This is a genomic window from Kallipyga gabonensis, assembly GCF_001286805.1.
Classification (GTDB): Bacteria; Bacillota; Clostridia; order Tissierellales; family Peptoniphilaceae; genus Kallipyga; species Kallipyga gabonensis.
Genome location: NZ_CXYV01000002.1, coordinates 321812 through 347856 on the forward strand (window position 1 = coordinate 321812; position 26045 = coordinate 347856).

General features: G+C 52.2%; 26 protein-coding genes. 11 read left to right on the forward strand and 15 right to left on the reverse strand.

Annotation, left to right across the window (positions count from 1 at the left end; translation table 11 throughout):
• The first annotated feature begins 8 nt into the window (after positions 1-8).
• On the forward strand, positions 9-638 hold the full coding sequence (locus BN2373_RS02925; protein ID WP_053942680.1) for a cyclodeaminase/cyclohydrolase family protein: 630 nt from the start codon (positions 9-11) through the stop codon (positions 636-638).
• 279 nt (positions 639-917) lie between these two features.
• On the opposite strand, the gene BN2373_RS02930 is transcribed toward BN2373_RS02925, so the two are convergent.
• From BN2373_RS02930 to BN2373_RS02940, 3 genes are all read right to left on the reverse strand, one after another.
• Positions 918-1976, reverse strand: a complete 1059-nt coding sequence (locus tag BN2373_RS02930; protein WP_053943485.1) for a HigA family addiction module antitoxin — start codon at positions 1974-1976, stop codon at positions 918-920.
• A gap of 29 nt (positions 1977-2005) precedes the next feature.
• Positions 2006-2302: a type II toxin-antitoxin system RelE/ParE family toxin gene (locus BN2373_RS02935; protein ID WP_053942681.1), complete on the reverse strand. Its 297-nt coding sequence runs from the start codon at positions 2300-2302 to the stop codon at positions 2006-2008.
• 195 nt (positions 2303-2497) lie between these two features.
• Positions 2498-5449 carry an ATP-binding protein gene (locus BN2373_RS02940; protein WP_053942682.1) on the reverse strand — a complete coding sequence of 984 codons (2952 nt, stop codon included), beginning with the start codon at positions 5447-5449 and terminating at the stop codon, positions 2498-2500.
• Between the two features lie 317 nt (positions 5450-5766).
• Here BN2373_RS02940 and hutH point away from each other — a divergent pair, with 317 nt between their 5' ends.
• Both hutH and BN2373_RS02950 read left to right on the forward strand, forming a co-directional pair.
• Positions 5767-7305, forward strand: a complete 1539-nt coding sequence (gene hutH / locus BN2373_RS02945; protein ID WP_053942683.1) for a histidine ammonia-lyase — start codon at positions 5767-5769, stop codon at positions 7303-7305.
• A gap of 17 nt (positions 7306-7322) precedes the next feature.
• Positions 7323-7628: a hypothetical protein gene (locus tag BN2373_RS02950; RefSeq protein ID WP_053942684.1), complete on the forward strand. Its 306-nt coding sequence runs from the start codon at positions 7323-7325 to the stop codon at positions 7626-7628.
• 462 nt (positions 7629-8090) lie between these two features.
• Here BN2373_RS02950 and BN2373_RS02955 read toward each other — a convergent pair whose 3' ends face one another.
• The 5 genes from BN2373_RS02955 to BN2373_RS02975 form a co-directional block, all read right to left on the reverse strand.
• Positions 8091-8393, reverse strand: coding sequence for a type II toxin-antitoxin system RelB/DinJ family antitoxin (locus BN2373_RS02955; RefSeq protein ID WP_053942685.1), 303 nt, complete (start codon positions 8391-8393; stop codon positions 8091-8093).
• A gap of 236 nt (positions 8394-8629) precedes the next feature.
• The gene (locus BN2373_RS02960) at positions 8630-9154 is read right to left on the reverse strand and encodes a peptidylprolyl isomerase (RefSeq protein ID WP_053942686.1); all 525 of its coding nucleotides are present in this window, start codon (positions 9152-9154) and stop codon (positions 8630-8632) included.
• Positions 9155-9174: 20 nt separating this feature from the next.
• Complete coding sequence (locus BN2373_RS02965) at positions 9175-9939, reverse strand: hypothetical protein (protein ID WP_053942687.1); 765 nt, start codon at positions 9937-9939, stop codon at positions 9175-9177.
• 119 nt (positions 9940-10058) lie between these two features.
• Entirely contained in the window at positions 10059-11114 is a 1056-nt protein-coding gene (locus BN2373_RS02970; RefSeq protein WP_074017951.1) for an ATP-binding protein, read from the reverse strand.
• Positions 11115-11225: 111 nt separating this feature from the next.
• A complete protein-coding gene (locus BN2373_RS02975) occupies positions 11226-11843 on the reverse strand; it encodes a HutD/Ves family protein (protein ID WP_053942689.1) in 618 nt (205 codons plus the stop codon).
• Positions 11844-12010: 167 nt separating this feature from the next.
• Here BN2373_RS02975 and BN2373_RS02980 point away from each other — a divergent pair, with 167 nt between their 5' ends.
• The 4 genes from BN2373_RS02980 to BN2373_RS02995 all read left to right on the forward strand — a co-directional run bounded on the left by BN2373_RS02980 (position 12011) and on the right by BN2373_RS02995 (position 15010).
• Positions 12011-12910, forward strand: a complete 900-nt coding sequence (locus tag BN2373_RS02980; RefSeq protein WP_053942690.1) for a DUF368 domain-containing protein — start codon at positions 12011-12013, stop codon at positions 12908-12910.
• Complete coding sequence (locus BN2373_RS02985) at positions 12903-13709, forward strand: NYN domain-containing protein (RefSeq protein ID WP_053942691.1); 807 nt, start codon at positions 12903-12905, stop codon at positions 13707-13709. Before BN2373_RS02980 ends, BN2373_RS02985 begins: the two co-directional genes overlap by 8 nt.
• Positions 13710-14242: 533 nt before the next feature.
• Positions 14243-14728 (forward strand): hypothetical protein, encoded by a 486-nt coding sequence (locus BN2373_RS02990; RefSeq protein WP_053942692.1) that lies wholly within the window; start codon positions 14243-14245, stop codon positions 14726-14728.
• A gap of 6 nt (positions 14729-14734) precedes the next feature.
• Positions 14735-15010 (forward strand): hypothetical protein, encoded by a 276-nt coding sequence (locus BN2373_RS02995; RefSeq protein WP_053942693.1) that lies wholly within the window; start codon positions 14735-14737, stop codon positions 15008-15010.
• 81 nt (positions 15011-15091) lie between these two features.
• Here BN2373_RS02995 and BN2373_RS03000 read toward each other — a convergent pair whose 3' ends face one another.
• Genes BN2373_RS03000 through BN2373_RS03010 form a run of 3 tightly spaced genes read right to left on the reverse strand, consistent with a single transcriptional unit; the run spans position 15092 to position 17455 of the window.
• Positions 15092-16519 (reverse strand): leucyl aminopeptidase, encoded by a 1428-nt coding sequence (locus BN2373_RS03000; RefSeq protein ID WP_053942694.1) that lies wholly within the window; start codon positions 16517-16519, stop codon positions 15092-15094.
• A 46-nt stretch (positions 16520-16565) separates the two neighbouring features.
• The gene (locus BN2373_RS03005) at positions 16566-17078 is read right to left on the reverse strand and encodes an ImmA/IrrE family metallo-endopeptidase (RefSeq protein ID WP_053942695.1); all 513 of its coding nucleotides are present in this window, start codon (positions 17076-17078) and stop codon (positions 16566-16568) included.
• Positions 17079-17083: 5 nt separating this feature from the next.
• Positions 17084-17455, reverse strand: coding sequence for a helix-turn-helix domain-containing protein (locus BN2373_RS03010; protein ID WP_053942696.1), 372 nt, complete (start codon positions 17453-17455; stop codon positions 17084-17086).
• 193 nt (positions 17456-17648) lie between these two features.
• Between BN2373_RS03010 and BN2373_RS03015 the strand changes: the two genes are divergently transcribed.
• From BN2373_RS03015 to BN2373_RS03030, 4 genes are all read left to right on the forward strand, one after another.
• Positions 17649-18896: a DNA polymerase Y family protein gene (locus BN2373_RS03015; RefSeq protein WP_053942697.1), complete on the forward strand. Its 1248-nt coding sequence runs from the start codon at positions 17649-17651 to the stop codon at positions 18894-18896.
• 63 nt (positions 18897-18959) lie between these two features.
• Entirely contained in the window at positions 18960-19880 is a 921-nt protein-coding gene (locus BN2373_RS03020; protein WP_053942698.1) for a 1-phosphofructokinase family hexose kinase, read from the forward strand.
• Between the two features lie 13 nt (positions 19881-19893).
• Complete coding sequence (locus tag BN2373_RS03025; RefSeq protein WP_053942699.1) at positions 19894-21087, forward strand: hypothetical protein; 1194 nt, start codon at positions 19894-19896, stop codon at positions 21085-21087.
• Positions 21059-21991 carry a PIG-L deacetylase family protein gene (locus BN2373_RS03030; RefSeq protein ID WP_053942700.1) on the forward strand — a complete coding sequence of 311 codons (933 nt, stop codon included), beginning with the start codon at positions 21059-21061 and terminating at the stop codon, positions 21989-21991. The genes BN2373_RS03025 and BN2373_RS03030 overlap by 29 nt, the downstream gene beginning before the upstream one ends.
• Before the next feature lie 81 nt (positions 21992-22072).
• Here the strand turns inward: BN2373_RS03030 and BN2373_RS03035 are convergent, their stop codons facing one another.
• The 4 genes from BN2373_RS03035 to BN2373_RS03050 are packed head-to-tail and all read right to left on the reverse strand — an operon-like array spanning position 22073 to position 26026.
• A complete protein-coding gene (locus tag BN2373_RS03035; protein WP_053942701.1) occupies positions 22073-22300 on the reverse strand; it encodes a DUF951 domain-containing protein in 228 nt (75 codons plus the stop codon).
• Positions 22301-22303: 3 nt separating this feature from the next.
• The gene (locus BN2373_RS03040; RefSeq protein WP_053942702.1) at positions 22304-23152 is read right to left on the reverse strand and encodes a mechanosensitive ion channel family protein; all 849 of its coding nucleotides are present in this window, start codon (positions 23150-23152) and stop codon (positions 22304-22306) included.
• Between the two features lie 13 nt (positions 23153-23165).
• On the reverse strand, positions 23166-24596 hold the full coding sequence (locus BN2373_RS03045) for a hypothetical protein (protein WP_053942703.1): 1431 nt from the start codon (positions 24594-24596) through the stop codon (positions 23166-23168).
• Between the two features lie 56 nt (positions 24597-24652).
• Positions 24653-26026 (reverse strand): hemolysin family protein, encoded by a 1374-nt coding sequence (locus BN2373_RS03050; RefSeq protein ID WP_053942704.1) that lies wholly within the window; start codon positions 26024-26026, stop codon positions 24653-24655.
• Between the last annotated feature and the right edge of the window lie 19 nt (positions 26027-26045).

A 26045-nucleotide genomic window follows, 5' to 3' on the forward strand; every position in this document is an offset into this window, starting at 1 on the left:
GAGGGACCATGGAACTGCGTCAACTGACCCTGACCGATTTCGTCCAGGAACTGGGCTCCAATTCCCCCGCCCCCGGTGGCGGGTCCGTGGCCGCCCTGGCCGCTGCCCAATCCGCCGCCCTCTTCGCCATGGTGGCTGAGCTCACCGCCCAGTCCCCCAAATACACCGACGTCAAAGAGGAGATGGAGACCATGGCCCGCGAACTCCACGCCCTCCAGGACCACTTCCTGGAAGAAGTGGACAATGATGCCAACTCCTTCAACGGCGTCATGGCCGCCTTCCGCATGCCCAAGGGCACCGACAAAGAGAAACAGGCCCGCCGGGAAAAAATCCAGTCTGAATACAAAAACGCCGCCAACGTCCCCTATGGCGTAGGGACCAAGGCCGCCGAACTTACCAAATATGCCCCCATCCTCCTGGAAAAGGGGAATACCAACGCCATCACCGACCTGGGCCTCGGCGTCCACAACCTCCGCATGGCCGTGGTCGGCGCCTTCTATAACGTCAAGATCAACCTGGGTTCCATCAAAGATCAGGCTTACGTTGAAGAGAAAAAATCCTCCATGGCCACCATCCTGGCCAAGGTCGAGGAAGATACCCGCCCCATCATCCAGGCGGTAGAAGAAGCCATCGCCTAGGCGATGGGAAGCCCGGAGCCGGGTGGCCCGGGAGCCCGGGGAAGCCCGAGGGATCTCAGAAAGCCGGGAAAGCCGGGAAAAACAAGAGCCCTGCCTCTATCGGAAATGTGCCGATAGGGGCAGGGCTTTTTTGGCGGAGCTCATCGAGGTGGGACGGCGGGGCTTCCGCATGGTCCCCCTAGAATCGAGATTTTGGTGAACTAGGGGGACTGGCGAATCCCCATTTCACTCGATTCACCTAAATGAGGGGGCTCCATATGGCTCCGCCACGCTTTAGCTTCAAGATGTATAGGCGATGAGGTACTTATCTTTTAATGAGTTCAACATGCTATGCTTTATCATCCGCTCCTGCTGCATTCTTCCAACTACAATCCCAGGAGCGATTCCCTGGTCCTCGGCAAAATGCTTAACGCTTTGGGCAGAATAATCCCCTTGACTCTTGAAAGCTTCGAAAGCTTCTTCATTAATTAGGACATTACTAGCCCATTGATCTGCTGCTTTTTCATCCTCTTCCGATGTACCGTTAGCCAGGCCAGTATGTCCAAGAATGATATGTCCAAGCTCATGGAAAAGGCTGAACCAGAAACGATCAGCATCCTTCCCTCTCGCCGTCAGGCCTACAACAATTTTATTTCCATCAATAAAGGAAGCTCCTTGCAAAAAGGATCCTTTCAAATGAGGAAGAAAAACGAGTGCAATTCCGCAGTCTGCAAGACATTCTTTCAATTGTGGGCAAAAGTCCTCCGGTGCAAGCAAGCTCATCTTCCGAATCTCTGGCACTGCAGTCTTCAAACCTTTGATGGTAATTGGATCTGTTGGGATCTGGCGCGCTTTGATCTTTACCTCTTGAGTCCATGCCATCAGTGCTAGATCGCTTTTCTGGGTGATCTTCAGCCTTCTACAGGCTATTCTTGTAATCTGATCTTTGCCAATGAGCGAAAGTCTGATAACCTCAAAGAACTTTCTGAGATAAAATACTTTTTCATAAATATTTTTTGTCGCCGGGACCCATCCCTTATCTGCCATTTCTTTGTAAGGGAATTTCTTCGCTAGTTCAGCATCCTCATCCATGCTATTTTCAGCTTCCGCTTTTATCACCTTCTCCCTGAAAATAGCTTCCAGATTATTCCAAAACCGAGCCGGAATGCCCAGCACCATTTCCAATCTCACCGCAGTTTCCGGTGTTAACTGCACTTCGCCATTAATCAACCTGCTGATATGTTTCTCCGACATGTCCATCCTGGCGGCAAACTCTTTCTGGCTCATTCCTCTATCATTCAATTGTTCCTTTATTGTCGCCCCGGGAGGCGTTGCAATATAAGTATGACTTCTCACCATCATGCCACCTCCTTTTCCGGACTCTTCATTCAGTGGTAATCAACAATCTCCAAGATATGGGCAATTTGAATTTTTTCATTAATCTTTTCAAAAACTAATCGATAGGGATGTACCAAATCTACTGCATACTGACCCTTCCTATTTTGTGTTAAAGGATGGCATCGTCCAATTCGATACTCTATCATCATCTCAACGGAATCAGCTGCTGTGATTTCATCGATACGCTGATGGATCTTTCGGGCCATGTTTGTACCATAAGTTTTTTCCGCTAATTTGGCATCCGTACAAATCTTTTCAATCTTTTTGTATTTATACGTGATTACCAAACCGTCACCCCTTTTCAAAGTTTACCTATAAGGTAAATTTAATATAACATGAAGAGGTGATTTCGTCAATTTCATAATTTACCCATGAGGTAAATTTTTGTCTTTTATTGTCCCAACTTTCCTCATAAAACAACGATTTCGCTTGCTGTGCAATGACACAGGACTGCCGCATGACACGAGTATGCCACCCCACCCCTACAACCTTCCTCTCTCGAAAGCATCTCGGTTAGGGTCCAAGCCGGCCATGGCCCGGGCTCGGTAGGTGGGGAGGTCCTGGCTTTGGATGGCGGCCAGGGCGGGGTCGAGGGGGGAGGAGCCGGTGGTTTCCAGGATGTGTACCCAGGCAAAGGCCACAGTCCCGTCCGCCCGGGGGTCCTTAAGGGAGGCCCGGTTTTCGCCGGCCCGGCTGAGGAATTTGGCGGCAGCCTCCATATCCCCGGTATCGAAATAACAGAGGCCCAGGTAGGCTTCAAGGACCGGCCGCTTCCAGAAGGAGTCAAAGAGACCATAGAGCTGGTAGGCCATGGCAAATTCCTCACCGGCCAGGTCCACCTGACCTAAGGCATAGAGGGCCTTGCCCTTGTTGATGTAGAAGACGGACATGGCGGATGAGGCCTTCTTCTCTTCAGACAAGCTGATGGCCCGGTCGTATTCGACCAAGGCCTCCTGATATTTGCCCTCCTGAAAGAGGATTTCGCCCAGGTAGTTGTGGGCGGCGGCAATGTTAACCGCATAACGGCTTTCCAGGAAATCTCGGTCTTGGAAAAGATGAATGGAGTCCTCCAGATAGGATCGGGCTTGGGCATTATCTCCGACCATCATAAAATAAAGTCCCTGGAGGCGGAGGAGGATTCCCTCTTCCTCCTTATCTTTGAGGGATCGAGCCAAATCCAAGCCTTCCTTAATATATTTGTCCATTCCTTGGGCTTGATTGGTCTGGATGTGGTAGAAAATGACCTGTTTGTAGGATTCCAGAACAGAGACTTGGTCCCCCAACTCCTTAGCCAGGTCAATGACCCGCCGAATGTCTTTGATTCCCTCCTCATAGAGGCCATCGTGGATGAGATAACGTCCTTTAATATAGTAGAAAATCATGAGAAGGCGGTGGACTTCTTTTTCATCCGGGCCATGGAGGTTGGAGAACTGGGTTTCCAGGTGGTCAAAGGAGGACTTGGCCCGATCCCTGGGAATATAGACTCCCTCTCGGTCATCCTCTCTCTGGTTAGTGAGAACCGGAAAAAGTTCATGAGAAAAATTCAGATAGTAGTTCAGAGTCTCCAACTCATACTCTAAACTCTTGAAAGGATCTTTTGCCCCGCGGAAGTGGTACACCAACTTGGAATAGGTGTAGCCCGTTCCCCCTTTTTCAATCCCTTCCTCCAGGATCTGTCCGATTCGCTGATGGATGGCCTGGCGTTTAGATGGAGATTGGTCCTGGTAGATGTACTCCCGAAGCTTGATATGGGTGAAGGCAATACCGACATCTTCCTGGTGGACCTTTTCCACCAAAAGGTTGGTTCTTTTTAATCCTTCCAACATCCCAATCAAATCCAGGTCGGATAAACCCGTCAGCTGGGAAAGGATGGACAGGGGGGCTTCGTCATAAAAATAAGAAACCAGGTCGATAAGCTTTCTTTCTTGAGGGGAAAGAAAGGCAAAACGGGCACGAATGGCGTCCTTGATCTTGGGCGTCATGAAAGGGTCTTTATCCGGAGAGTTCATGACCTGGAGATACTCCGTTAAAAAGAAAGGTGACCCTTCCGTTTCCCAATAAATCCGGTCCATGACCTTGTTGTCCACCTTCTTCCCCATCGCTTGTCGAACGAATTCCTCGGACTCTTTCCGGTTAAATCGTTTGAGCGTGATGGGGGTCAACTTTCCCGCATTAACCAGGCTGGAAGTCATATCCAGCAGGTCCTGACGAAAGGCGGGCCGGGAAAGAAGGAGAAAGAGGACTCGTGGATTGGCCCGGAGGATGGTGGCTGTCAGGACCTGGACGGAGAGGTCGTCCATCCAGTGAAGATCATCGAAGACAACCAGGAGAGGAGACTTCTGGGTGATTTGATCCAGGGCAAGGAGGATGGTTCGGGAAAGGTCGCCTGACGAGTTTTCCAATCGGGCATCCTGGATTAAATTCTTCCAGGCCGTGGTCTTTTCCTCCCCCTGGCTGGAAAGAAGATCTTCGAGACGTCCTAAAAAAACCTCCATGGGGCGTAGGGAAAAATGCGTTTCTGCCTGGTAGGCAACGACTTCCATCGTCTGAACCCCTTGGGGGAGGTCCTCCATGGCCCGGCGGATGAGGGCCGTCTTGCCGACGCCTGCCTCCCCTTCCAAGAGGATAGATCGCCCCTTCCCCCGCCCCTTGGCCAGGGCTTGGATGGCCCCGCCAACTTGAGCAAGCTCCGGGAAGCGTCCATAGAAGAATTCCTCCTTTTCTTCTTGGGGCAGGTGAACCTGGGCAACAGCCTCCTCATAGAGGGCTCGGGTATCATTGTCCGGGCTGATGCCCAATTCATCCCGGAGGAGTTTCTTAACGTTATAATAAGCTTCGATAACCTTCCCCCTCCGTCCCGTTTTCGCATAAAAGGTCATCAGAAGACGAACATTGCGTTCATCAAATTCATCCATCTCCACCAGGGTATGGAGAGGCTTTTCCACCCGGTCAAAATGGCCCTTGTCAATGGCTTCGGACAGGACCCGATAGGCGTTGGCGATATATTTTTCCTGATAGAAAGCCCGCATTTTCATGGTCCAAAACTCATATTCTTCGCTATCTTTAATGTAGAAGCCATCTAAAAAATCGCCCCCATAGAGGGTCAGGTTGTCCACGGGGTTGTCCGCAAATTTGAGGGCATCACAGAAAATGTCCTGGTTCCAATCCAGGCAAAGGAGGGATTTTTTGGGTGAATCAATGAATTCCGCCCCCAGGCTTTTTTTCGCCTGGTAGATGGCATTACGAAGGTTCTTTTTGGCGATGCGTTCGTCTTCCTCCGGCCAAAGAAGTCCGGCGATTTCATCCCGTCCCACCACCGGCTTGACGGCTAAATAGTAGAGCATTGCATTGATTTTCGCGTAGGGAAAGTAGACTTCTTTCCCATCCAGTTGAACCTTGGGCATGCCGAAAAGGGTGATTTCCAGTCGGGCCATGGACCTTCTCCTTTCAAGGGCTTACCTCTTCTCCACTACCTTGGCCCGGTCAAAGGCACGGGACAGGGGGAGATGAGGCTAAAGACTTCTTTCCCCTATTTTGTCACAGGAGGAGATTTTCGTCAAAAAAAGAAAAGATTTTTGACGATCGACTGTTTTGGCCTAATTTGGCCATTTGTTGAGACTTCTTCCTGATTTTCTACAGGAATTTCCGGTCTATAGACCGTTTTTGGACGAAAACGTTTTAGAATAGATGAAGTGAAAGCTGTCTACCTAAGCGATAATTGGAGTCGCAGGACTCAATAAGGAGGATATTTATGGAAAAAGTGATTTTGAATGGAGAAGACCTGACTCTGGAAGAGGTGGTTGCGGTTGCTCGTGAAAAGGCACCGGTAGAAATCGCCCCGGAAAACATTGAAAAGGTGAAAGAATCCCGGAAAATCGTGGACAAAATCGTTGAAGAAGAACGGGTTGTCTACGGTGTTACCACCGGCTTCGGCTCCCTGGCCAAAGTTCATATTGACAAGGATGATTGCTCCCAGCTTCAGGAAAACCTCATCCGGACCCATTCCTCCGGCTACGGCGATCCTCTGAGTGAAGAAGAAGTTCGTGCTCTTATGCTGATCCGGATCAATTCCCTGGTCAAGGGCGTTTCAGGTATCCGTCTGGAAACCGTTCAGACCCTCCTCGATATGCTGAACAAGGGTGTCATCCCCCATGTTCCTGAAAAAGGATCCATCGGTGCATCCGGCGACCTGGCCCCCCTCTCCCACATGGTCCTGCCCATGCTTGGCCTGGGTCGTGCTTTCTATAAGGGCGAACTCATGTCCGGCCAGGAGGCTATGGACAAGGCCGGCGTTAAGGTTATCCACCTGGAAGCCAAGGAGGGACTGGCTCTCATCAACGGAACCACCGTCCTCACCGCCATCGGTGCTCTTGCTACCTATGACGCCATCAAGCTGGCTAAATTGGCTGATATTGCCGGTGCCCTTTCCCTGGAAGCTCACCGCGGCATTATCGATGCCTTCTATGAAAAGCTCCACACCATCCGCCCCCATGCCGGCAACCTGACCACGGCCAAGAACATCCGGACCCTGACCGAGGGCTCTACCTTCATGACCCACACGGCCGAGATTCGTGTCCAGGATGCCTACACCCTTCGCTGCATGCCCCAGATCCATGGTGCTTCCAAGGATACCATCAACTATGTTGCTGACAAGGTCGCCATCGAAGTCAATGCGGCCACTGACAACCCCATCATCATCTCCGAGGATGAAGTCATCTCCGGTGGAAACTTCCACGGCGAACCCATGGCCCAGCCCTTCGACTTCCTGGGCATCGGTGCTGCTGAGCTCGGCAACGTCTCCGAACGCCGGGTTGAGCGTCTGGTCAACGCCCAGCTCTCCGACTTCCCCTCCTTCCTGGTCAAACACCCCGGTCTCAACTCCGGCTTCATGATTACCCAATACGCCTGTGCCGCTCTCGTTTCCGAGAACAAGGTCCTGGCTCCCCCCGCCTCTGTTGACTCCATCACCTCCTGCGAGAACCAGGAAGACTTCGTCTCCATGGGAACCATCGCTGCCCGCAAGGCCCGCGAGATCATCAAAAACTCCCGCCGTGTCGTCGCCACCGAGATCATGGCTGCCGTCCAGGCCATCGACTTCCGCAAGGAAATGACCGATGGAAAGCTGGGCAAGGGCACCCAAGCCGCCTATGACCTCGTCCGGTCCAAACTCGACTTCATCGCCCACGACAAAGACATCCAGATGTATGACGAGCTGGAAAAGATGACTGACCTCCTGGTCAATGACGACCTCCTCGAGGCTGTGGAAAAAGTCGTTGAAATTGAGATGTAATTGAAGGAAGCTCGCTCATGCGAGGCGGATGCACCGCCGGTGCTGATGCCACGCAAGAATTGAAGAAAACAAAAGCCCCTGACCGCCTCTTGGCGACCGGGGGCTTTTTTGCGGGGGCTCATGTGGCCGGGGCTCATGGTTGCCAGCGGGAGCCCATGGCGGCCCTCCTTTTCCCTAAATTTCGCCAAATGAGGAGGCTCCACTTGGCCCCCTTTCCCCAAATTTTGCCGAATGAGGAGGCTCCGCTTGGCCCCCTTGTTCCCGGATTTCGCCGAATGAGGAGGCTCCGCTTGGCCCCCTTGTTCCCGCATTCCGCCGGATAAGGAGGCTCCGCTTGGCCTCCCTTTCTCCCGATTTCACCAAATGAGGAGGCTCACCATGGCCCCCCTTTCCTCCGATTTCACCAAATGAGGAGGCTCACCATGGCCCCCCTTTCCTCCGATTTCACCAAATGAGGAGGCTCCACTTGGCCCCCTTGTTCCCGGAATTCGCCAAATGAGGGGGCCGGCTCCCCAGCTCCCTTTGGCCCACCACCCCAAAAACCCAAAAGCCCCCAGGTCCAGCTTGAGCGCATTGCAAATCCGAAGGATTTGCCTAAGCGAAAGTGGGCCTGGGGGCTGCTTTTGTAGTTTCCTAATCCTATGATTATTCCATTTGCTGGCTCATATCGCGTTTTTTATAAATCACTCGTATTACTTCAACTCTGTCCTTGTTAAGGCGATAAAAAATGAGGTAATTGGCACATGGAAAGAATCGAATGCTCTGGGACCTCTAAAGTCATCGATTCATCCCAAGCTTCTTAACCATTTTTTTCTTACCTCTTTTGAAGTGTTTATGCGACCCTGATTAAGATCCTCAATTCCCTTTTGAATCTCTTGATTAAGCTCATCCCTAGTTAAGTGATCAAAAAGGAGGTCATCCTCTTTTGGTAATGAAAGCTCAAATGGCATCTTCTTCTGAAAAGCTACCTGTCGTAAGAACATATCAATCGCATTGGACATAGGAATTCCAAGCTTGTTCAAAACCCTCTCCGCCTCATCTTTTACCTCTGGCTCGACACGAGAAAAAACGCTTGCTGTTTTTGCCATATTACCACCTCCTGTAAAAACTTTACCACGATAGAGCGATATTTGCTAGCTATAAACCTATGATTTGATAGCTTTTATCCAACTGTTCGCCTGTTTTCTTCAAGTTCCTCCCCTCGCAATTCCGACCACCCCCACCATAAAAGCCCCCAGGTCCAGCTTGAGCGCATTGCAAATCCGAAGGATTTGCCTAAGCGAAAGTGGGCCTGGGGGCGAGAGGCCTGGGGGCTGCTTTGTTTTTACATCTTTTCCGGAGGATCGTAGCTTTCCCCAAAGGTTTCTGCGGTCACCTTCTTCATGACCTGGTCCTCGAGGGGGCGATCCTGGAAGCCGGTCGGGGTCTGGGCAATTTCATCAACGACATCCAGGCCCTCGATGACCTTGCCGAATGCGGCATAGTCGCCATCGAGATGGGGTGCCGGAGCGTGCATAATGAAAAACTGAGAGCCGGCCGAGTCGGGCATCATGGACCGGGCCATGGACAAGACGCCCCGGTCATGTTTAAGGTCGTTGGGGATGCCGTTGGAAGCAAATTCGCCTTGGATGGAGTAGCCCGGGCCGCCCATGCCGGTGCCCTCAGGGTCGCCTCCCTGGATCATGAATCCGGGGATGACCCGGTGGAAGATAGTTCCGTCGTAGAAGCCGTCCGCCACCAGGGCCAGGAAGTTCCGGACCGTATTGGGGGCCAGGTCCGGATAAAGCTCGGCCCGGATGGTCCGCCCTGATTCCATTTCAATCGTCACAATGGGATTTTTCTTTGTCATATTGTCTCCTTTTCTTCAATTTACCGGGCTGCCGGGACTCCGTCCGGCGCCGCCAATTGAAAGTTATCATCCTGGTATTCGATGTCGAAGTTTCCGACCATCTTGTAATCATCCGGGCTCATGCCCATCCCTTCCATGGAGTCCGTGATCTGTTCTTTCATGGCTTCCGTTCCATCAAAAGAAAGGCCGATGAGGCGGTAGGTCTTCTGGTCAAACTTCATGGTCATTTTGACAGGAAGTGTGGTATTTTCGACCTCCGGAAGAACCTCTTGGCCCTGAGCCCCGGTGGACTTAGCAAATTCGTTGAAGTCCAATTCCATATCAAAAACATAGGCTCCGTCCTTTTCCGTCATTTTCGCCTTCTTCAGCTGGCCTTCCAGCTCCTTGACCTGGTCCTTTCCCGGCAGCATGGTATTTTTCATCAGGGTTTCTTTGGATAGGCCCTCTGTTTCCTGCCAGCCGCCTCCTTCCTGCTTGACATAGCCATGACCACCGGAAACATAGAACTCCACATCCTGGGCATTCGTCATTCCCAGCATGGCCATGGTCACCGACATCTTCATGTGGGTGTTGGCCTCCTTATCGGCGGTCAGGTCCATGGTCGATTGAGCTAGGCCCAGATCCATCTCGCCCTTCATCTTCATTCCGACGGGCTGGCTATCTGCCTGCTTGATGGTGGAGACCACCTCCGCTACTACCTGGTCCTGGGTCTGTGCCTGGGTCGTGCCGGAGCAGGCCGTCAAAGCCAAGACGCAAACGAGGAAAAATGAGAGGATGCGCTTCATGAGATCTTCCTTTCTCCCTAATGGGCTGAGTACATCGATTCGGACAATGGATGATGGTGAATGCGTTTTCTTTCCATAAAAATTATATCATTAGGCCGAGATAAAGAAAAAGCCATCCCTTATTCTCTCAGGGCAGTGATGGGAACCACATACACCCCATCTTCCCTCTGATAAACAGCATGGCTTAAGCCACATAGGACGCAAAGGACTTCCGGTCCTTTTAACCCATCCTCGGCAAATTGTTTCTTGATCGCCAAAAGATGCTTTGCCGCCTTGTCAATCTGTCCGGCACCCAACTTGATTTCAAAAGCAGCCCAGTCACCATCATCAAAGGAAATAACCGCATCTATCTCATTCCCCTTATAATCCTGGTAGTGTGATAGCTTCCCTCCAAAAGATTCCGCATAAATGAGGAGGTCCCGTTCACATAAGGATTCGAAAAGGAAACCGAAGGTGTTAAGGTCCTGAATCAACGCTTCTTCGGTGACACCTAGTAAGGCCGCCGGAAGAGAAGGATCAACGAAATGTCGCTTGGCTTGTTGCTTAATAGGAACAGAGGAGCGAATATTGGATGAGAAAGCTTTCTGGTCTTCGATCAAGAAAAGACGGTCAAAAAGGGCTAAATAATTGCTCACCGTCTCTCTATTAATAGGATTTCCATCATGGAAGCTAATATCCCGAATCAATGTTTGAATGCTAGCTGTGGTCGATTCATTTCTCGCCAAAGATCGCAGAAGGGCTTCCATTTTGTTTGTATCACGGTTAACCCCTTCCAAACGGTAAATATCATGGTTAATGACCTGATGAAGATATTCTCTTGGGACCTGATAGGCGTCCTCCCTTGTTACTGACAAAGAACCCGGCCACCCTCCTCGAATAATAAAATGGGCGAGGTCCTCTATTTTACTTTCTTCAACAAGATGGTTTGTGAAATCCTTCCGGCAGATCGCCTGGAGTGAAACGACTCCGCTGGACTCTCCGGATTCATAGAGTGACATGGGTCGCATACGAATGGACCCAATTCTCCCCGCCCCACTATGGAGAATTCCCTTCTGGGTGGGCGTAGATGATCCTGTCAGGATAAATTGCCCCAACTCACCCCTCCGATCCACCTCATAGCGGACAGCATCCCATAGGCTTGGCACCTCCTGCCATTCATCCAGCAGGATTTTCAAGCTTCACCCAGCAGAATTTCTATTTTTCAACCAGCAGGATTTTCAATCTTCATCCAGCAGAATTTCTACTTTTCAACCAGCAGGATTTTCAATCTTCATCCAGCAGAATTTCTACTTTTCAACCAGCAGGATTTTCTGAGCTTTTTCACCAACCCCCACCTCCCCCACCACAAGGGGGCTTTCGGCGGACACTACTTCCAATAGAAAGAGGGCATCCTCTTCCTCCACCAGGGCCAGATGGCCGGCGGGGAGGTCCTGGGGATCCCCGCTGCCCAGGCGGATGCGAGCGTCAGCCGGAGAGTAGGCAAAGAGGAGGCCCCGGCGTTTGGGAACATAGGCCTCCCCCGGACGGAGGACAGCCAGCTGGGTGGGGAGGTCTTCCCGGACGATGAGGTTGAAGTCCCGGCAGTCCAGGCTGTTGCCGGATTGGGTGGTCCATGCGCCGGAAAAGTAGTCTACCTCATAGGGAACAAGGTCCCGCCGGTAGAGGGGCTGGCCCTGGGGGTCAGCGTGGGCCAGCCAGAGGCTGCCGGCCAGGGGAAGGATGTAGCGCTGGTAGCCGGTAAAGTCCGAGAAGACGGACTCCGTCCCGGTGAAGCTGGCAGATGAGATCCGGAAAAGGAAGGTCCGGTCCTTGAAGTTCTCCCCTTCCGGGAAGATGGTCAGCTCAGTGGTCTCGCCGCCCGACCAGGTCGATCGACGGAATGCGTCCGGTGGAATGATCCTCATGGTTCCTCCTCATGTCATTTGCTTTCGATAGGCAGATCTTTCTTACGACTTATTTTACCAAGTTAGGTCCGATGAGCCCAAGGATCTTTCTCGAAAATCCCATAATATCCCCAAGCTCGACGGTTATGGTAAAATAAAACCGCTTACCATAGGAGGTATATCTACATATGGAATCTTCAAAGAATCTCATTCAAGCCCCCAATGCGGGTCCCGGGCTGCAGAACTGGGTCATCCGCCTGGTCAAGGGCATTTTAATCGGCATCGGGGGCATCCTCCCCGGCCTATCCGGCGGGGTCCTCTCCGTTATCTTCGGGGTCTACCAACCCGCCATCCGCTTCCTTTCCAATATCCGGAACCACTTCCTGGCCAATGTCCGCTTCTTCATCCCTATCGGCATCGGCGGCCTGGCCGGCATCTTCCTCTTCTCCATCTTCGTGGAGAAGGCCTTCGGCCAATATGCGGCCCAATTCGTCTGCCTCTTCATCGGCTTCGTCATCGGGACCTTCCCTTCCTTATATAAGCAAGCCGGCAAGGAGGGACGGGACTCAACCGACCTGGTCCTCATAGTGATCTGGGCCATGATTATCTTTGCCCTCATGTTCCTGGGACGGAATTTCCCCAAGATCCAACCCTCTCCCCTGGTCTGGTTTTTCTCGGGTGCCGTGGTTGCCTTGGGCTTTATTGTCCCCGGCATGTCCCCCTCCAACTTCCTGATCTACTTCGGCCTCTATGACAAAATGGCCGGATCCCTGGTCGGCCTGGACTGGTCCATGATCCTCCCCTTCTCCCTGGGTATCATCCTCTGTATCCTCGCCCTGTCCAAGGTCGCCACCTACCTCTTTGACCATAACTACTCCAAGATTTTCCATTCCGTCCTCGGCATGGTCGTCGGATCCACCCTGGGGATCTTCCCCGCCATCATCCTCCCCGCGTACACGGCAGAAGGCCTGGCCCAGGCCAGCCTGACCTTTCTCCCGGCCCTGGCTTTCGGAGCGGTTATGTTGGCGGCCGGGATCCTCATCTCCTACCGTTTCTCCAAACTAGAAGAGGAAGTGTCGTATGAATGATGAAGCTCGCTATGCTGTCCTGATCGACGCAGAAAATGTCTCCCCCAAGTACATCCAGATTATCTTTGATGAGGTCTCCAATTACGGGCTAACCACCTACCGACGGATCTATGGGGACTGGACCTCCAATGAAAACTCCGGTTGGAAGTCCACCCTTCTGGATGCCTCCATCACCCCCATCCAGCAATACACCTACACCTCCGGCAAGAACGCCTCGGATTCAGCCCTCATTATCGACGCTATGGACATCCTCTACACCATGTCGGTGGACGGCTTTGTCCTGGTCTCCTCGGACTCCGACTTCACCCGCCTGGCCTCCCGCCTCCGGGAATCCGGCATGCACGTCATCGGCATGGGAGAATCCAAAACCCCCTCCGCCTTCATCGCCGCCTGCAACTCTTTCAAATACCTGGACGTCCTCTATGACTCCAGCCGTGAGGGCAAGGAGGAAGAGGAGCGAGAAGAAGAGCCGGCCACCGCCAAACCCTCCAGCAGCCGGAAGTCCCCCTCATCCAACAACCGGCCCCACAGCAAGTCCTCCAAGTCCAAGGCCGGGACCTCCATCTCCATCATCAAGCGGTCCATCAACAACATCATCCAGGAAAACTCCGATGAAGAAGGCATGATCTCCCTGGCCAACCTGGGCAACCAGTTGGTCAAACGCCATCCCGACTTCGACGTCCGAAACTACGGCTACACCAAACTCGCCTCCTTCATCCCCACGGTGAAAAACGTCAAATTGGAAACCCGAAAAAACTCCAAGGACGGCGCCAACCAACTCTTCGTCAAGTTGAAGTAGGTGGCTCATGAGGCGACGGTAGGGTCATGAGGCCGGTCCGCCCAGGGCGGAAAATACCCCTCTTCCTGGTGATTTTGCCATTTGGGGCGGTACGGCAACACCCCTCTTCCTGGTGATTTTTCCGATTGGAGCGGTACGACAATACCCCTCTTTCTGATGAATTTCGCCATTTGGAACGGTACGAGGATACCCCTCTTCCTGATGATTTCGCTATTTGGAACGGTATGACAATACCCCTCTTCCTGATGAATTCGCTATTTGGGACGGTATGGCAGTACCCCTCTTACTACCAATTTCGCCGGTTGGGCCGGTATAATTATACTTACCTTTCTATCTGTGTTTTTCAGGTATTAGTTATTACCAAAATAATCATAGATTGTTTTATTCATTGAAAAACCTTATCTTGTTTTTTTGATAATTAGTATTACAATTAATTATAAGAGGTGAATGAATAGAAAGGAGGTAACAGGCATTTTATTTTGCCAAATCGCCTTGGAGAATATGATTCTGTGCAAAATAATTGGAGGTTAAGTATGAAAAAAATTTCTATTCTATTGGCCCTTTTGCTCATTATCACAATGCCAGGTGTCGCAGCTTCCTCTCGCTCAGAGATCATTTCATCGACTTCTACCCCAGTATCAAGTGCCGTTCCGTTTAGAAATAATCCTTTTACTTATCATTATGAAACAACTCCTCTAGTTTTATTAAGAGTAAAGCATTTTACCCAAAAGCAAGCTTATGACAGGGATTACTTTGCTGAAGTGATAGAAACGATATTTGCAAGTAATAAATATACCTTTCCATTATCCTTAGGTGTTAAACTATATAATTCCATGAACCCTACTCATAAGCAAGCAGGAACACTAAAAGTCTGGAAAGGCGAAAAGAAGCAGATTGCCACCTCCGGCATTACCGGAAAGTCTCACGTGGTGAATCGGTGGCTCATCTACCGTACCCTATATATTGGAGAAGACGGCAGTGTTCTTCTCGATAAAACAGGCTCTGTACGGCAAAGGTAGGGCATCATGAAAAAAGAACTTCTTTCAATATATGAAGAAATCAAGCGCCCCTACACCAAACTCAATCTTTCTTACCATCTCTTTAAGATAGGTGGATGCTTTGCCCTAGTTCTCTTTTTAACTAACCTGATTGAGGGAGTCATCCAAGCTGTTGCCCGATGGCAAGGAAATATGGTCCTCTTCAAACAAATAGCGGTGAATTCGGCATATTCTGATTCTTCAATGGCCACCCTTTGTCTCCTTTTTATTATCGTCAGCTATCTTCTCCGGAAAAAAATATAAAAATCGATATCCCTTTCTATAAAAGACCCCCTCAAGTCCCGCTATGAAGCGAAGGCTGAGGGGGTCTTCTTGATGATCCCTTTATTCGCAGGAAACCAGGGGGTTCAGAAGATGGTAGAGGGTCTTGACGTGGATGCCGGTAGCCATGGCGGGCAGGTAGCTCCGGGCCTTGGACCGGTAGGCGGTACCGGCGATGTCCAGGTGGATCCAGGGGAGGTCTTCCTTGACAAAGGCTCCGACAAAGAGGCCGGCGGTGACGGACCCGGCTTCCCGACCTGCCGAATTCTTGATGTCAGCGACGTCGGAGTCATTGAGCTTCTTGAAGAGGTCGTCATAGGGGAAGGTCCAGACCTTCTCCCCGGCCAGATCAGCGGCCTCCTGGAATTCCTCATAAAAGTCCGGTGCATTGGTCACGGCCCCGGTGTACTCCTCGCCAAGGGCGCTGAGGACGGCCCCGGTCAGGGTGGCCAGGTCGATGACCCGGTCTGCACCCAGGTTGGTCGAGGCGTAGTGGACCGCGTCCGCCAGGGTCAGCCGACCCTCGGCATCCGTATTGACCACCTCAATGGTCAAGCCCTTCATGGAGCCGATGATGTCCCCTGTCTTGTATGCGGTCCCGGAGATCATATTCTCGCAGGCCGCGACCAGGCCCACCACATTGCACTTGGCCTTGGACTTGCCCAGGGCGTACATGGTCCCGATGACCGAGCCGGCCCCACCCATATCCGAGTGCATGGTGGCCATGCCACCGGGCGTCTTCACGCAATAGCCCCCACTGTCATAAGTCAGGCCCTTGCCCACCAGGGCTGTCTTGGGGCCATCGCTATTGGCCAGCTCCATGACGATGAGGCGGGGGCGGTTGGCTGCCCCGCGGGCAACTGCCAGGTAGGCCTCCATCCCCAGATCCCGGATGGCCTCTTCCTCATAGACCGTCACCTTGACCCCCACCGACTCCAGCTTTTCCCTGGCCAGGTTGGCCAGGCTTTCGGGATAAATGACATTGGCCCGCTCATTGACCAGGTCCCGGGCAAAGAAAACTCCATCCATCATATCCCTAATCCGGGCCAAACCGTCCCTAAGCTTCTCTTCCTTTCCCCCGGCAGGGATGTAGTTGATGACCAATTGGACCTCATCGTCCTTCCTGTCCGTTTTCTTGGAGAAGCGGTAGTCCCCTTGACGAAGGCCCTCATAGACCGCCATCAGGGTCTTCCGGTGACAGAGGCCCAGGTCAGGCATAGCCAGTTCCACCACCTCCTCCTTCTTCTCCCGGACCAACTTGCCCAGGTCAAAGAAGATCTCCCGAAGGTCTTCCAGGGTCAGGTCCTTCTCCCCTAACCCCAGGGCAACCTGGCCGGCCCCCTCCGGAGAGGGGAGGTAGACCATCTCCCCCTTCTTCCCCTCAAAACCCAGCTTATCCAGGTAGGCACCAAGGCCTCCTTCCGCCTTGTCTCCCGGGCGGAGGAAAGACACCTTAGCTCCACCCTCTCCATATAATTGAATATCGATCATAGTTTCCTCTTTTCTTTTCTCCTACAGGACCGGACCATGTCCAGCCCTATTGGTGACCATATTTCAAAAAGTCCGAAGGGGGAAGGTCCGGCAGGTCCATTCCCATCCCCTTTTTGTCCATTTCATGCAACTTAATAAGAAGAAGATTAATGTCCACCTGGAGGGTTTGGGCCAGGCTGACGACATCGACCCCCTCCTTCAGGTGGTCCCGGACCTCCCCATCATCCATAAGGAGATGGGCGGCAAAGACATTGGCCTCATATTCCGACCGGGAAGTTGTGGAAAAGAGGGTGAATTGGACCATGTCAAGGATCCCCTCCTCCGATTGGTGGAGGACGGCGTGGCCCAGCTCGTGGGCCAGGACAATCCGCCGGTCTCTCTCCCCCATATTGGCATTGAGGAAGATGCAGGGTCTCCTATCGACCACGGCAAACATCCCCAAAAGCTGGCTGAAGTCAGACCGGTCGTAGATGGAGATCCCTAACCCCCGGGCCAGGTCCTCCGGATTATCCGTTTGAAATTCCTCTTTCAGGGCACAAACCCGTCTTTCAATCTCCATCTATCCTATCCCTCTTTTCGTCCCTCCCAATAGGCATCCTGGAGGGCTCGCATGACCGCATCCTTATCCTCTTCCGTCAAACTTCCACCGGCAAACATAGCTGAGGCCCGCCGGACCAGGTCCTGAGCTTCCGCCATCCCCAAGTCCGGAGCCGCACTTCCTCCCCCGTCTTCTTCAACCTCCTCCATAAGAAGATAGTTCCGATCCACCGAGAAAATCTTGGCCATCTTATCATAAATCTGTCGACTCTTGGGGTAGGACTGGCCCGTCTCATAGGAGCCCACCGTCCGAACCGTCACCCCCAGTCGGTCGGCCAGGTCCTTCTGGGTCCAGCCCGCCTTCTTCCGCAAGTCCCTTACCTTATCTGCAAACTTCATATCTCCCCCTACATTTCTCAGTCACCCTTTATTGCTCCTTCCATTATACACGAAAACGGAAGAAAAACTTTTCTTTTTTCAATAATTTATGAAAAATATCTTCTGTTTTCTCTTGACAAACGAGCTTTTTCTTCCTATACTTTCTCACAAATAGGAAGTTAATCTTCTTATTTGTGAGAAAGGAGGCCCAATCTTGCGACCCACCATCCTCCACGCCGACATGAACGCTTGCTACGCTTCTATTGAACAAGCCCGCAATCCTGCCCTACGAGGCAAGGCCATGGCTGTATGCGGATCAGTAGAAGCCCGAAACGGGATCATTCTGGCCAAGTCCCAGGAAGCCAAGGTCCAAGGGGTTAAAACCGGAGAGGCCATCTGGGAAGCCCAACAAAAGTGTCCGGGCCTCCTCCTGGTCCCTGCCGACTTCACCCTCTATCTCGCTTATTCTAAGATGGCCCACCACATCTACCTGGACTACACCAACCGGGTAGAAGCCTACGGGATGGACGAGTGCTGGCTGGATGTGACCGGGACCGACCGCATCTTCGGAGATGGGGAAACCATCGCCCGGACCCTCCGCCAGCGGTTCCGGACCGACCTGGGCGTGACCATCTCCGTAGGAATCTCCGACAACAAATTCTTCGCCAAGCTGGGCTCCGACTATAAAAAGCCGGATGCTCAAACCCGGATTGACCGGACCAATTATAAGGAAATCGCCTGGCCCTTGCCGGTCTCCGACCTCCTCTTCTGCGGCCCCCAAACGACAAGAAAGCTGGCCCGCTTCGGTATCCACACCATCGGCAACCTGGCCCTATCGGATCCTGCGTTCATCCGTAAGCTCCTGGGCATCAACGGCTACCGGCTCTGGCTGGCAGCCAATGGCCGGGACAGGAGCCCCGTAGCTCCCTATGATTTTCGCCCTCCCATCAAGTCTCTGGGCTGCGGAACCACCTTCCGAAGGGACCTGGTCAACCGCGATGAGGTGGCCCTCTCCCTCCGCCGCCTGGCCAAGGAAGTGGAGGGCAAGCTCCTTTCCGCCGGCCTCTCCGCCACCCGCCTCACCCTCTCCGTCCGGGACAATAACCTCTTCCAAATGAGCGACGACCTCCCCCTCCCCTATCCCACCCAAAATGCCCAGGACCTGGCCGACCGGGCCATAGACATCTTCGACGGCTTCTGGTTCTGGAAGCACCGGGTCCGAGCCATGACCCTCCGAGCCTCCCGCCTCCTCCCACGACCCAAGGCCACCCAAAGAGCTTTTTTCCCGGACTATCCCCCCCATGAAAAAAAGGAGGACCTGAGTCAGGCCCTCTTTGCTATCCGATCCCGCTTCGGCCCCAAGTCCATCGACTTCGCCGCCCTCTATGGCTATGACTACGCTGACCTGGACCGGGACCGGGCGGACATGCCCACCAACAAGTTTGTCGCTTGCACCCGGTAAATCGTGGTAGGATAGGGTGTATACTTTTTTATCTTTTGACACCTATTGGAAGGAGGAGGAACCGTGATTTATACCATTACCCTCAACCCCTCTTTGGATTTAATTTCTATCTTAGATGAGCTGAAGCCGGGTCGAACCCATTTGGCAAAAAATGACAGCTTCCGAGCGGGCGGACGGGCCATTACCGTTTCTCAGATTTTGAATATTTTGGATATTCCCTCTACCGCTACCGGTTTTGTCGGTGGCCACACGGGTGAATTTATCGAAGAAGAACTCGACAATGCAGGAATTGCCAACCAGTTTGTCCATATTGCTGATAATACCCGGATTGATGTGTCCATCTTTGACAACGATGTGGAAACCCGGGTATTAGGTCGGTCAACCATTGTAACCGTCCGGGAAATTAACGACCTCATGTTCTACCTCTCCCGGATTCGGGAAGGGGACTACATCGTCCTGGCCGGATCCTTACCCAAAAATGTTTCTGCCGACCTCTATGACCGGATGATTGACATCGCTGTGGTCAATGGGGCAAACTTCCTCCCCATCATTGACTCCGAATACCTCCCTGAAGTCCTATCGAAGAAACCCCTCTTGATCACTCCAACCGTCAAAGAACTCTCCGAGATGCTGGAAGAAGACCTCCGGACCAAGCAGGATATTCTCCGGGCCGGACTAACCTGCATTGACATGGGTGCCCAAAACGTCATTATCAATCAAAAACTCTCGGGCTCCTTCCTCATTACCTCTGAGCGAAAAACCTATGAAGCGAATGGACCCAGTAAAAAAGTACTTTCCTCCACGCACACGGATATGGCCCTGGCGGCGGGCTTTATTGGAGACTATATGCGAATTAATGACCCCAAGGAGGCCTTCAAAGCTGCCCAGGCTGTCTGCAATGCCACCTACTATTTCCGGTCTCTCCCCAGCTTGGATGACATCCGGGAAGAGATGGGTCGGGTGAATGTTCTACCCCTAAACTAAAAAGGATACGCTCATGAAGCTCGCTCATTGCCCTTATGAATATATACCGGTCATCCTGGGGTCCAATATGAACTCCCTGGGGACAATCCGCGCCTTTCGGTCTCTGGGTCTCGGCGGAATTATCGTAGCGGAAGAAGACGGTATGGCCTGCCACTCCAAATATGCGGTCAAAACCTTCATTCAGGATGACCTGGTGGAGGGTCTGGAAAAGGCCGGGGCCTACCTGGCCTCGATCGGCAAGAAAGGCTACCTCTTGGCTACCTCGGACGACTACGCTCTCCGGGTCGCTCAGCTGGGCTCCTTGCCCAACTTCCACATCGTCAATAACAATGCGGAAATCATCCAAGCCTGCCTGGATAAGACCGGACTCTATCCCCTTTTCGATAAAATCGGGGTGGACTACCCCAGGTCACGCCGGGTTAAAGGAGGAAAGGATTTACTGGACATCCATGACCTGAAATTCCCTCTTCTGGTTAAGCCGGTGGTTTCCATCCATTTCTCTGACCGTTTTGATAAGGCTACCATCCTCTACAAGGAAACAGAGGTGAAAAACTACGTCAACCGGCTGGAAGAAGCCGGACTGGACCGGAGGACCCTGGTCGCTCAGGAATTTATTCCGGGCAGCGAACAAAACCTCATCTACTACTTTGCCTATATCAAGAATGGAGAAACCATTCGAGAAGTGGCTTCCCGGAAAATCCGCCAATATCCCCCCAATGCAGGAACCACAACAGCCGGCCTATATGAAGATATTCCCGGCGTTTACCCGGTAGGACAGAAAATTGACCGAGCTTTAGCTTTTGATGGGCTCCATGGAATGGAATTTAAGTATGACCCCCGGGACGGAAAATACTACTTCCTGGACTCCAATCCCAGAACTTATCTGGATATTTCCGCCCTGGAGGCAACAGGGGTCAATGTCCTCCAGGCCGCCTACCTGGACTTCATGGGGGAATCCATCGACTTCATTCCGAAGAAAATCCAAAGAGAGGTCCTCTGGATCAAGGACCATGACGACATGATTCGTGCACTGTATTCCAATAAAAAAAGACATCCGGACTATGCACTTAGCTATCGTCAATACAAAAAGACACTTCAGGGAAACGTGGTCTATGCAGTAAAAGATGCTGACGATCCGGAACCCAGAAAATATATCAACAGGGAGAAGGTGAACTACATTGTCAAAAAGCTTTTCCGCCGGGGTTAAGGGCCTTCTCGCCCGCCTTCTCAAGGGTCCCATTCGTAGCTACAATAAAAGAAAAATCCGCCAAATCCACCAGGGACGCCCCTTCCAGGCACAAGCCTTGGATCCGCCCTCCCTTTTTGGAAAAAAAATTCTGGTCCTCGTTCCCCATATCGACGATGAAATTCTTGGTCTGGGCCAATTTTTCCTTGACCTCAAGGGAAAGGCGGAGATTGACCTCCTCTACACGACAGACAACCGGAATGGACAGGGAGATGAGGTTCGCTTTGAAGAACTCAAGGTCATTGCGGAAGAATTAAACCTTCATGTGATCAAGGCGATCGACATCCCTAATGCCCAAAAGACTTCCCACCTCAGAGCCAACTGGGACTACTTCCTTGACCGGATCAAGGAGGTCCTCGTCGCCAGGGATTATGACCTGGTTTGCTCGGTGAATTTTTTGGATGCCCATGTCGACCATGAGGCTACCTGCTTCGGCCTTGCCCAGGCCCTTAAAGACTTGGGAGATAGAGAAGGAGCCCCACCCCATATTCTCCTCTACCAGGGGTCTAACTTCCTCCCCTATGCCTGGATCAACCGCTATCTTCTGATTGACGAAGAAGATAAGAAAAAACTTCGAAAACTCTCTTCCGTTTTTTCTTCCCAAATCTTCATCGAATTCGATTTCTATGAATGCCTGGCCCAGGAGTTAGCAAGGACCTACCTCCACACCGAGGAAGCCGGAGAATTCTACCGGATCATGACCAGAGAGGACTTCCTCCACCTGGCCCAAGCCTTGGACTTTGACCAAATTATCCGAGACTATCCCTTCCGTTTCTCTGCCCACCACTCCTTCCACAAGATGGTGGATGGTGAAAGAGAAAGGCAGGAGAAATATACGGGAATTCTCCAAAGTTTGGAAGAATAAAAAAAGAGCTTCTCTAATGCAGTGAGTTTGACAAAACGCCTTGCATCAAAAGAAGCATCTCTTGAGTAAGATTATCCTTTTTTATTCATCCTCCCCTGTGTAGTGGAGGATGGAGACGAATTTTCCCTCCTTATTTTGAATCTTCCGCAAGCTCTTGTGGAAGGTGGGTCGGTCCATCCAAACTTCCCGGCCGCACCCGGCACACTCCAGCTTGATTTCGGTTCCTATCCGATGGATGATCCAGGCATTTGTTCCGCAGGGATGGCCTTTTTTCAGGGCGACAACATTACCCACTTGGTAGTTGATCATGGCTCACTCTCCTTCCTTCAAGGGAATGGATGGCCGGGAAAGAAGGTCAGGATAGTTGTCCTGGAGAGCCTTGAGGCAGACTTCGCGGACTTTTCTTTGGGCAGCAAAGCGATGATCATAATCGGAGACCAGGCCTATCCGGTAAAGATAGGCAAAGGCATCGACCTGGTCGATCCCCATATAGGTCGGTTCTTCCAGGAAGAATTCTCCCTGGTCACGGTGGAGGTCCAGGACGGCCGATTGGAGGATGGCCCGGGCATTATCCGGAGAAAGCCCGATAGGAATGGCGATGGTGACGTCACAGCGGACCCGGTTCCGGGTTGTTCTGTAGTTGATGACCGTCTTAATTTCGGAATTCGGGACGATGATGAGGACCCCGGTATATTGGACGATCTTGGTCCGTCGGAGGCCGATCTCCACCACCTCACCTTCCTTTCCGGCAAATTCCACCCAGTCACCGACATTGAGGTCGCCATCGACCAGGATGAAAAGGCCGGAAAAGAGGTCAGCGATGATCCGCTGGGCACCGAAGGCTAAGGCGATACCTCCAATTCCGGCTGCAGTCAAGACTGAAGCGGTATTGATGCCGAAAAGGTCCAGGATGATCATGGCGGTAAAAAAGTAAAGGAGGAAGGTCAGGGCAGACCGTGCAATGGATAGGATGGTCCGATCCCGCTCATTCGTCCCCCTCCATGTTGATTTCTTGGAAAAAACCTGGGAAAGAAGTCGCCAAAGGATCTCGCGGATCATCCTGGCCAGAAGGATGAGGACTCCGGAGACAAGGAGGGTGCCCAAAATACGGGGGAGGTGAAGACTTTCCTCCATCCAGAGAATCAGGTTTTCAAGTTTCATGGGTTCTCCTCTCTTACTTCTTCGGCGTCTTTTCTTCTTGGGTCAAGTCAACCCGGTTCACATGAACCAGGCCTTTATCCGTCACAGCGGCCGGTGATCCGTCCAGGTTTTGAATGATGGGTTGGGAAATTCCCTTTTTCAAGGCCAACTTGCCTTCACTCAAATCTGTGCCCAGACGAGCTAGCTTTCCTTCTCCAAAAATATAGATTTCTCCTTGGTAACTGGCCAGATGTCGAGGAATGAAATCAAGGGGGAGGTCTTTAACCTCCCAGGTCTCAAGATCCAGAAGACGAATCTTTGCTCCATCCAGAACAGCCAGTCGGTCGCCCATGGCCCAGTCACGGACTTGGGTGAAGGGAATGGAGCGGACCATGGCCCCTTCCCGGATGACCAGGAGGCGGTCATCGGAGAGAACCAGCCAGCATCCCTTGGGCCCTTCTTTGATGTCGAGAAGGGGGCGACGCGAGGGCAAGAGGATGTCGGACCGCCCCTCCTCGTGAATGGCCAGGAAAGACAGACTCCGGTCTTCGGGTGGATAGGGAGCAATCCCCACATCCCACTCGACTTGTCCCTGGACAACCAGGTCTTTTTGGATGGGCCCACCATCCAATCGGGCTGTTCCCATGGATGTGTGATAAAAAGCATAGGGGATGGCCCGGGCCTCCTGGACCTCCCGGACTTCCAGATTCCGGTCAAGAAGGAGGATCCTGTCGGGCAGGGCAAGGGCCAACCCTCCGTCCATTAGAGGTTGGAGCCAGAGGGCTTTTTCCTCCTCTTTTTCACCAACCAGGTCACCGGAACCCATGTCGAAGACCTTAATCTTTCCATCTGCAAGGGCATAGATCATGTGGCCATAGTCCAGGTCGGTCACTTTCTTTCCCAGGCCTACCCGGAAACGCTCCCGGCCACCTTCGCGGGCAACCAGGTCCGTCCCGTCCAGGTAATAAAGGGTTTCCCCTTTCAGCATCTTTCTTTTCCAGGATTCCTCCACATGAATTGGCTGGGTCAATACCTGCCGACTTCGATAGAGAAAGCTAAGCACAAAGACAAGGAGAAGGAGGGCCATGGCTCCCAAAATCCACTTCCCCTTATCTCGGAAAAATACTTTAATTTGGAAAAAAAGATCCGTCTTCTTCCCTGCCTCTTCTTCCGGACTTTTTGTTGGCACCTCCATCCGGATCGCCGTGCCTTCGTCTTCGTAGGCCCGCCAGGGGAAGATTTCTTCTTCGACTTCCTCCCGTGGGGTATCGGCTAAATTGGTTATCTCCTCTTCGTCTGGGGTAATGTCGACCGAACCAGCAGTCTCCTCTTCGTCTGAGGTATTATCAACCGGACCGGCAATGTCCCGGCTGTCTTCAGCAAGAACCTTCCGGCCCGGATCCTGCTCTTTCTTCTCCGGATCCGGTCCCCGGTCATCCGGGAATGTTTTGTCCAAAGGGTCCATGGCCCCTCCCTCTTTCATAGAAAAAACCTGCCCCGATCAGGTGGCAGGTCTTTGGGTTAAAAACGCTCCTTCTCTTCCTTCTCCGAATCCTCTTCCTGCTCTTCGGGGTCATACTCAATCCGGACTCGGGCAAAGCGTTTGTTTTCGATTCGTTCAATCATAAAGTGGATTCCCTGGTAGTAGACATAGGGCTGCTCTGTATCTTCCGGGATCCGTCCCATGAGGAAGTAGAGGAGTCCACCAAGGGTATCATAGTCCTCATTCGTCTCGTCGACCTGGCTACCCAGGTTGGTGTTGAGTTCTTTGATGGAGAGCGTCCCTTTGGCATACCAAATATTATCCGAGACCCTCTCAATCTCCGGCTCATCGGCATCGTACTCATCGTCGATGTCGCCGACAATTTCTTCCAGGAGGTCCTCCATAGTCACGATGCCGGAGAAGCCCCCGTACTCATCAATGAGAACGGCAAAATGGAAGTTGTCCTCCCGCATCTCACCGAAGAGCTCGTTGATGTTCTTTCGCTCAGGAACAAAGTAGGCCGGACGGATGATGGTCCGGAGGTCAATGCCATCGAAGCCGGACTTGTAGGCGGCTTGAAGGAAGTCCTTGATGTAAAGGACACCGATGATGTTGTCAATCTCATCGTCATAAACGGGAATCCGGGAATAGCGTACAGAAAGGAGCTCATCCAGAAACTCGGAGATGGGGTCGTTGATGTCAATGCAGAAGACCTCTGTCCGGGGGGTCATGATCTCTTCCGCCATCTTGTCATCAAAGGTGATGATGGAGTTGATCATCTCCTCTTCGATGTGGTTGATAATGCCCTGGGATTGGCCGACATTGATGATGGACTTGATGTCCGACATGGTAACCTGCTCTTCCGAGGCCGAAATCTCAATCCCCATGAGGCGAAGAATGCCATTGGTGATATTGGAGAGGAGGGAGACAAAGGGGCGGAGGATTTTTGCAGCCCACCAAAGGATATTGACAGCGGATAAGGAAAAAGCGTCCGGGCTCTGAAGGGCCAGTCGCTTGGGGATGAGTTCTCCAAAGACAATGGTCAGGAAGGAGAGAAATATGGTCAAAAGGACCGTCGCTACTTGATAAGGCGAGGGAAGATTTAACCTGGCGAACCAGATTCCCAGATATTGGGCAAGCCCCGTTGCAGCTGCCGCCGAGTTAAAGAAGCCCGCTAAGGTGATGCAGATTTGGATGGTCGACAGAAAACGGGAGGGATCTTCCATGAGTTTGAGAATCCGCTTGGCTTTCCGGTCTCCATTTTCTGCACGCTCACCCATCCGATGGTCATCCACACTGACCAGGGCCATTTCCGACGCCGCGAAAAAGGCATTAATAACGATAAGGATGAGCATGATCACCAATTGACTAATAATACTTCGGGCTCCAGGGTCTGTTTGCGCAGGGTCCATATGTTCTCCTTGAGTTCTT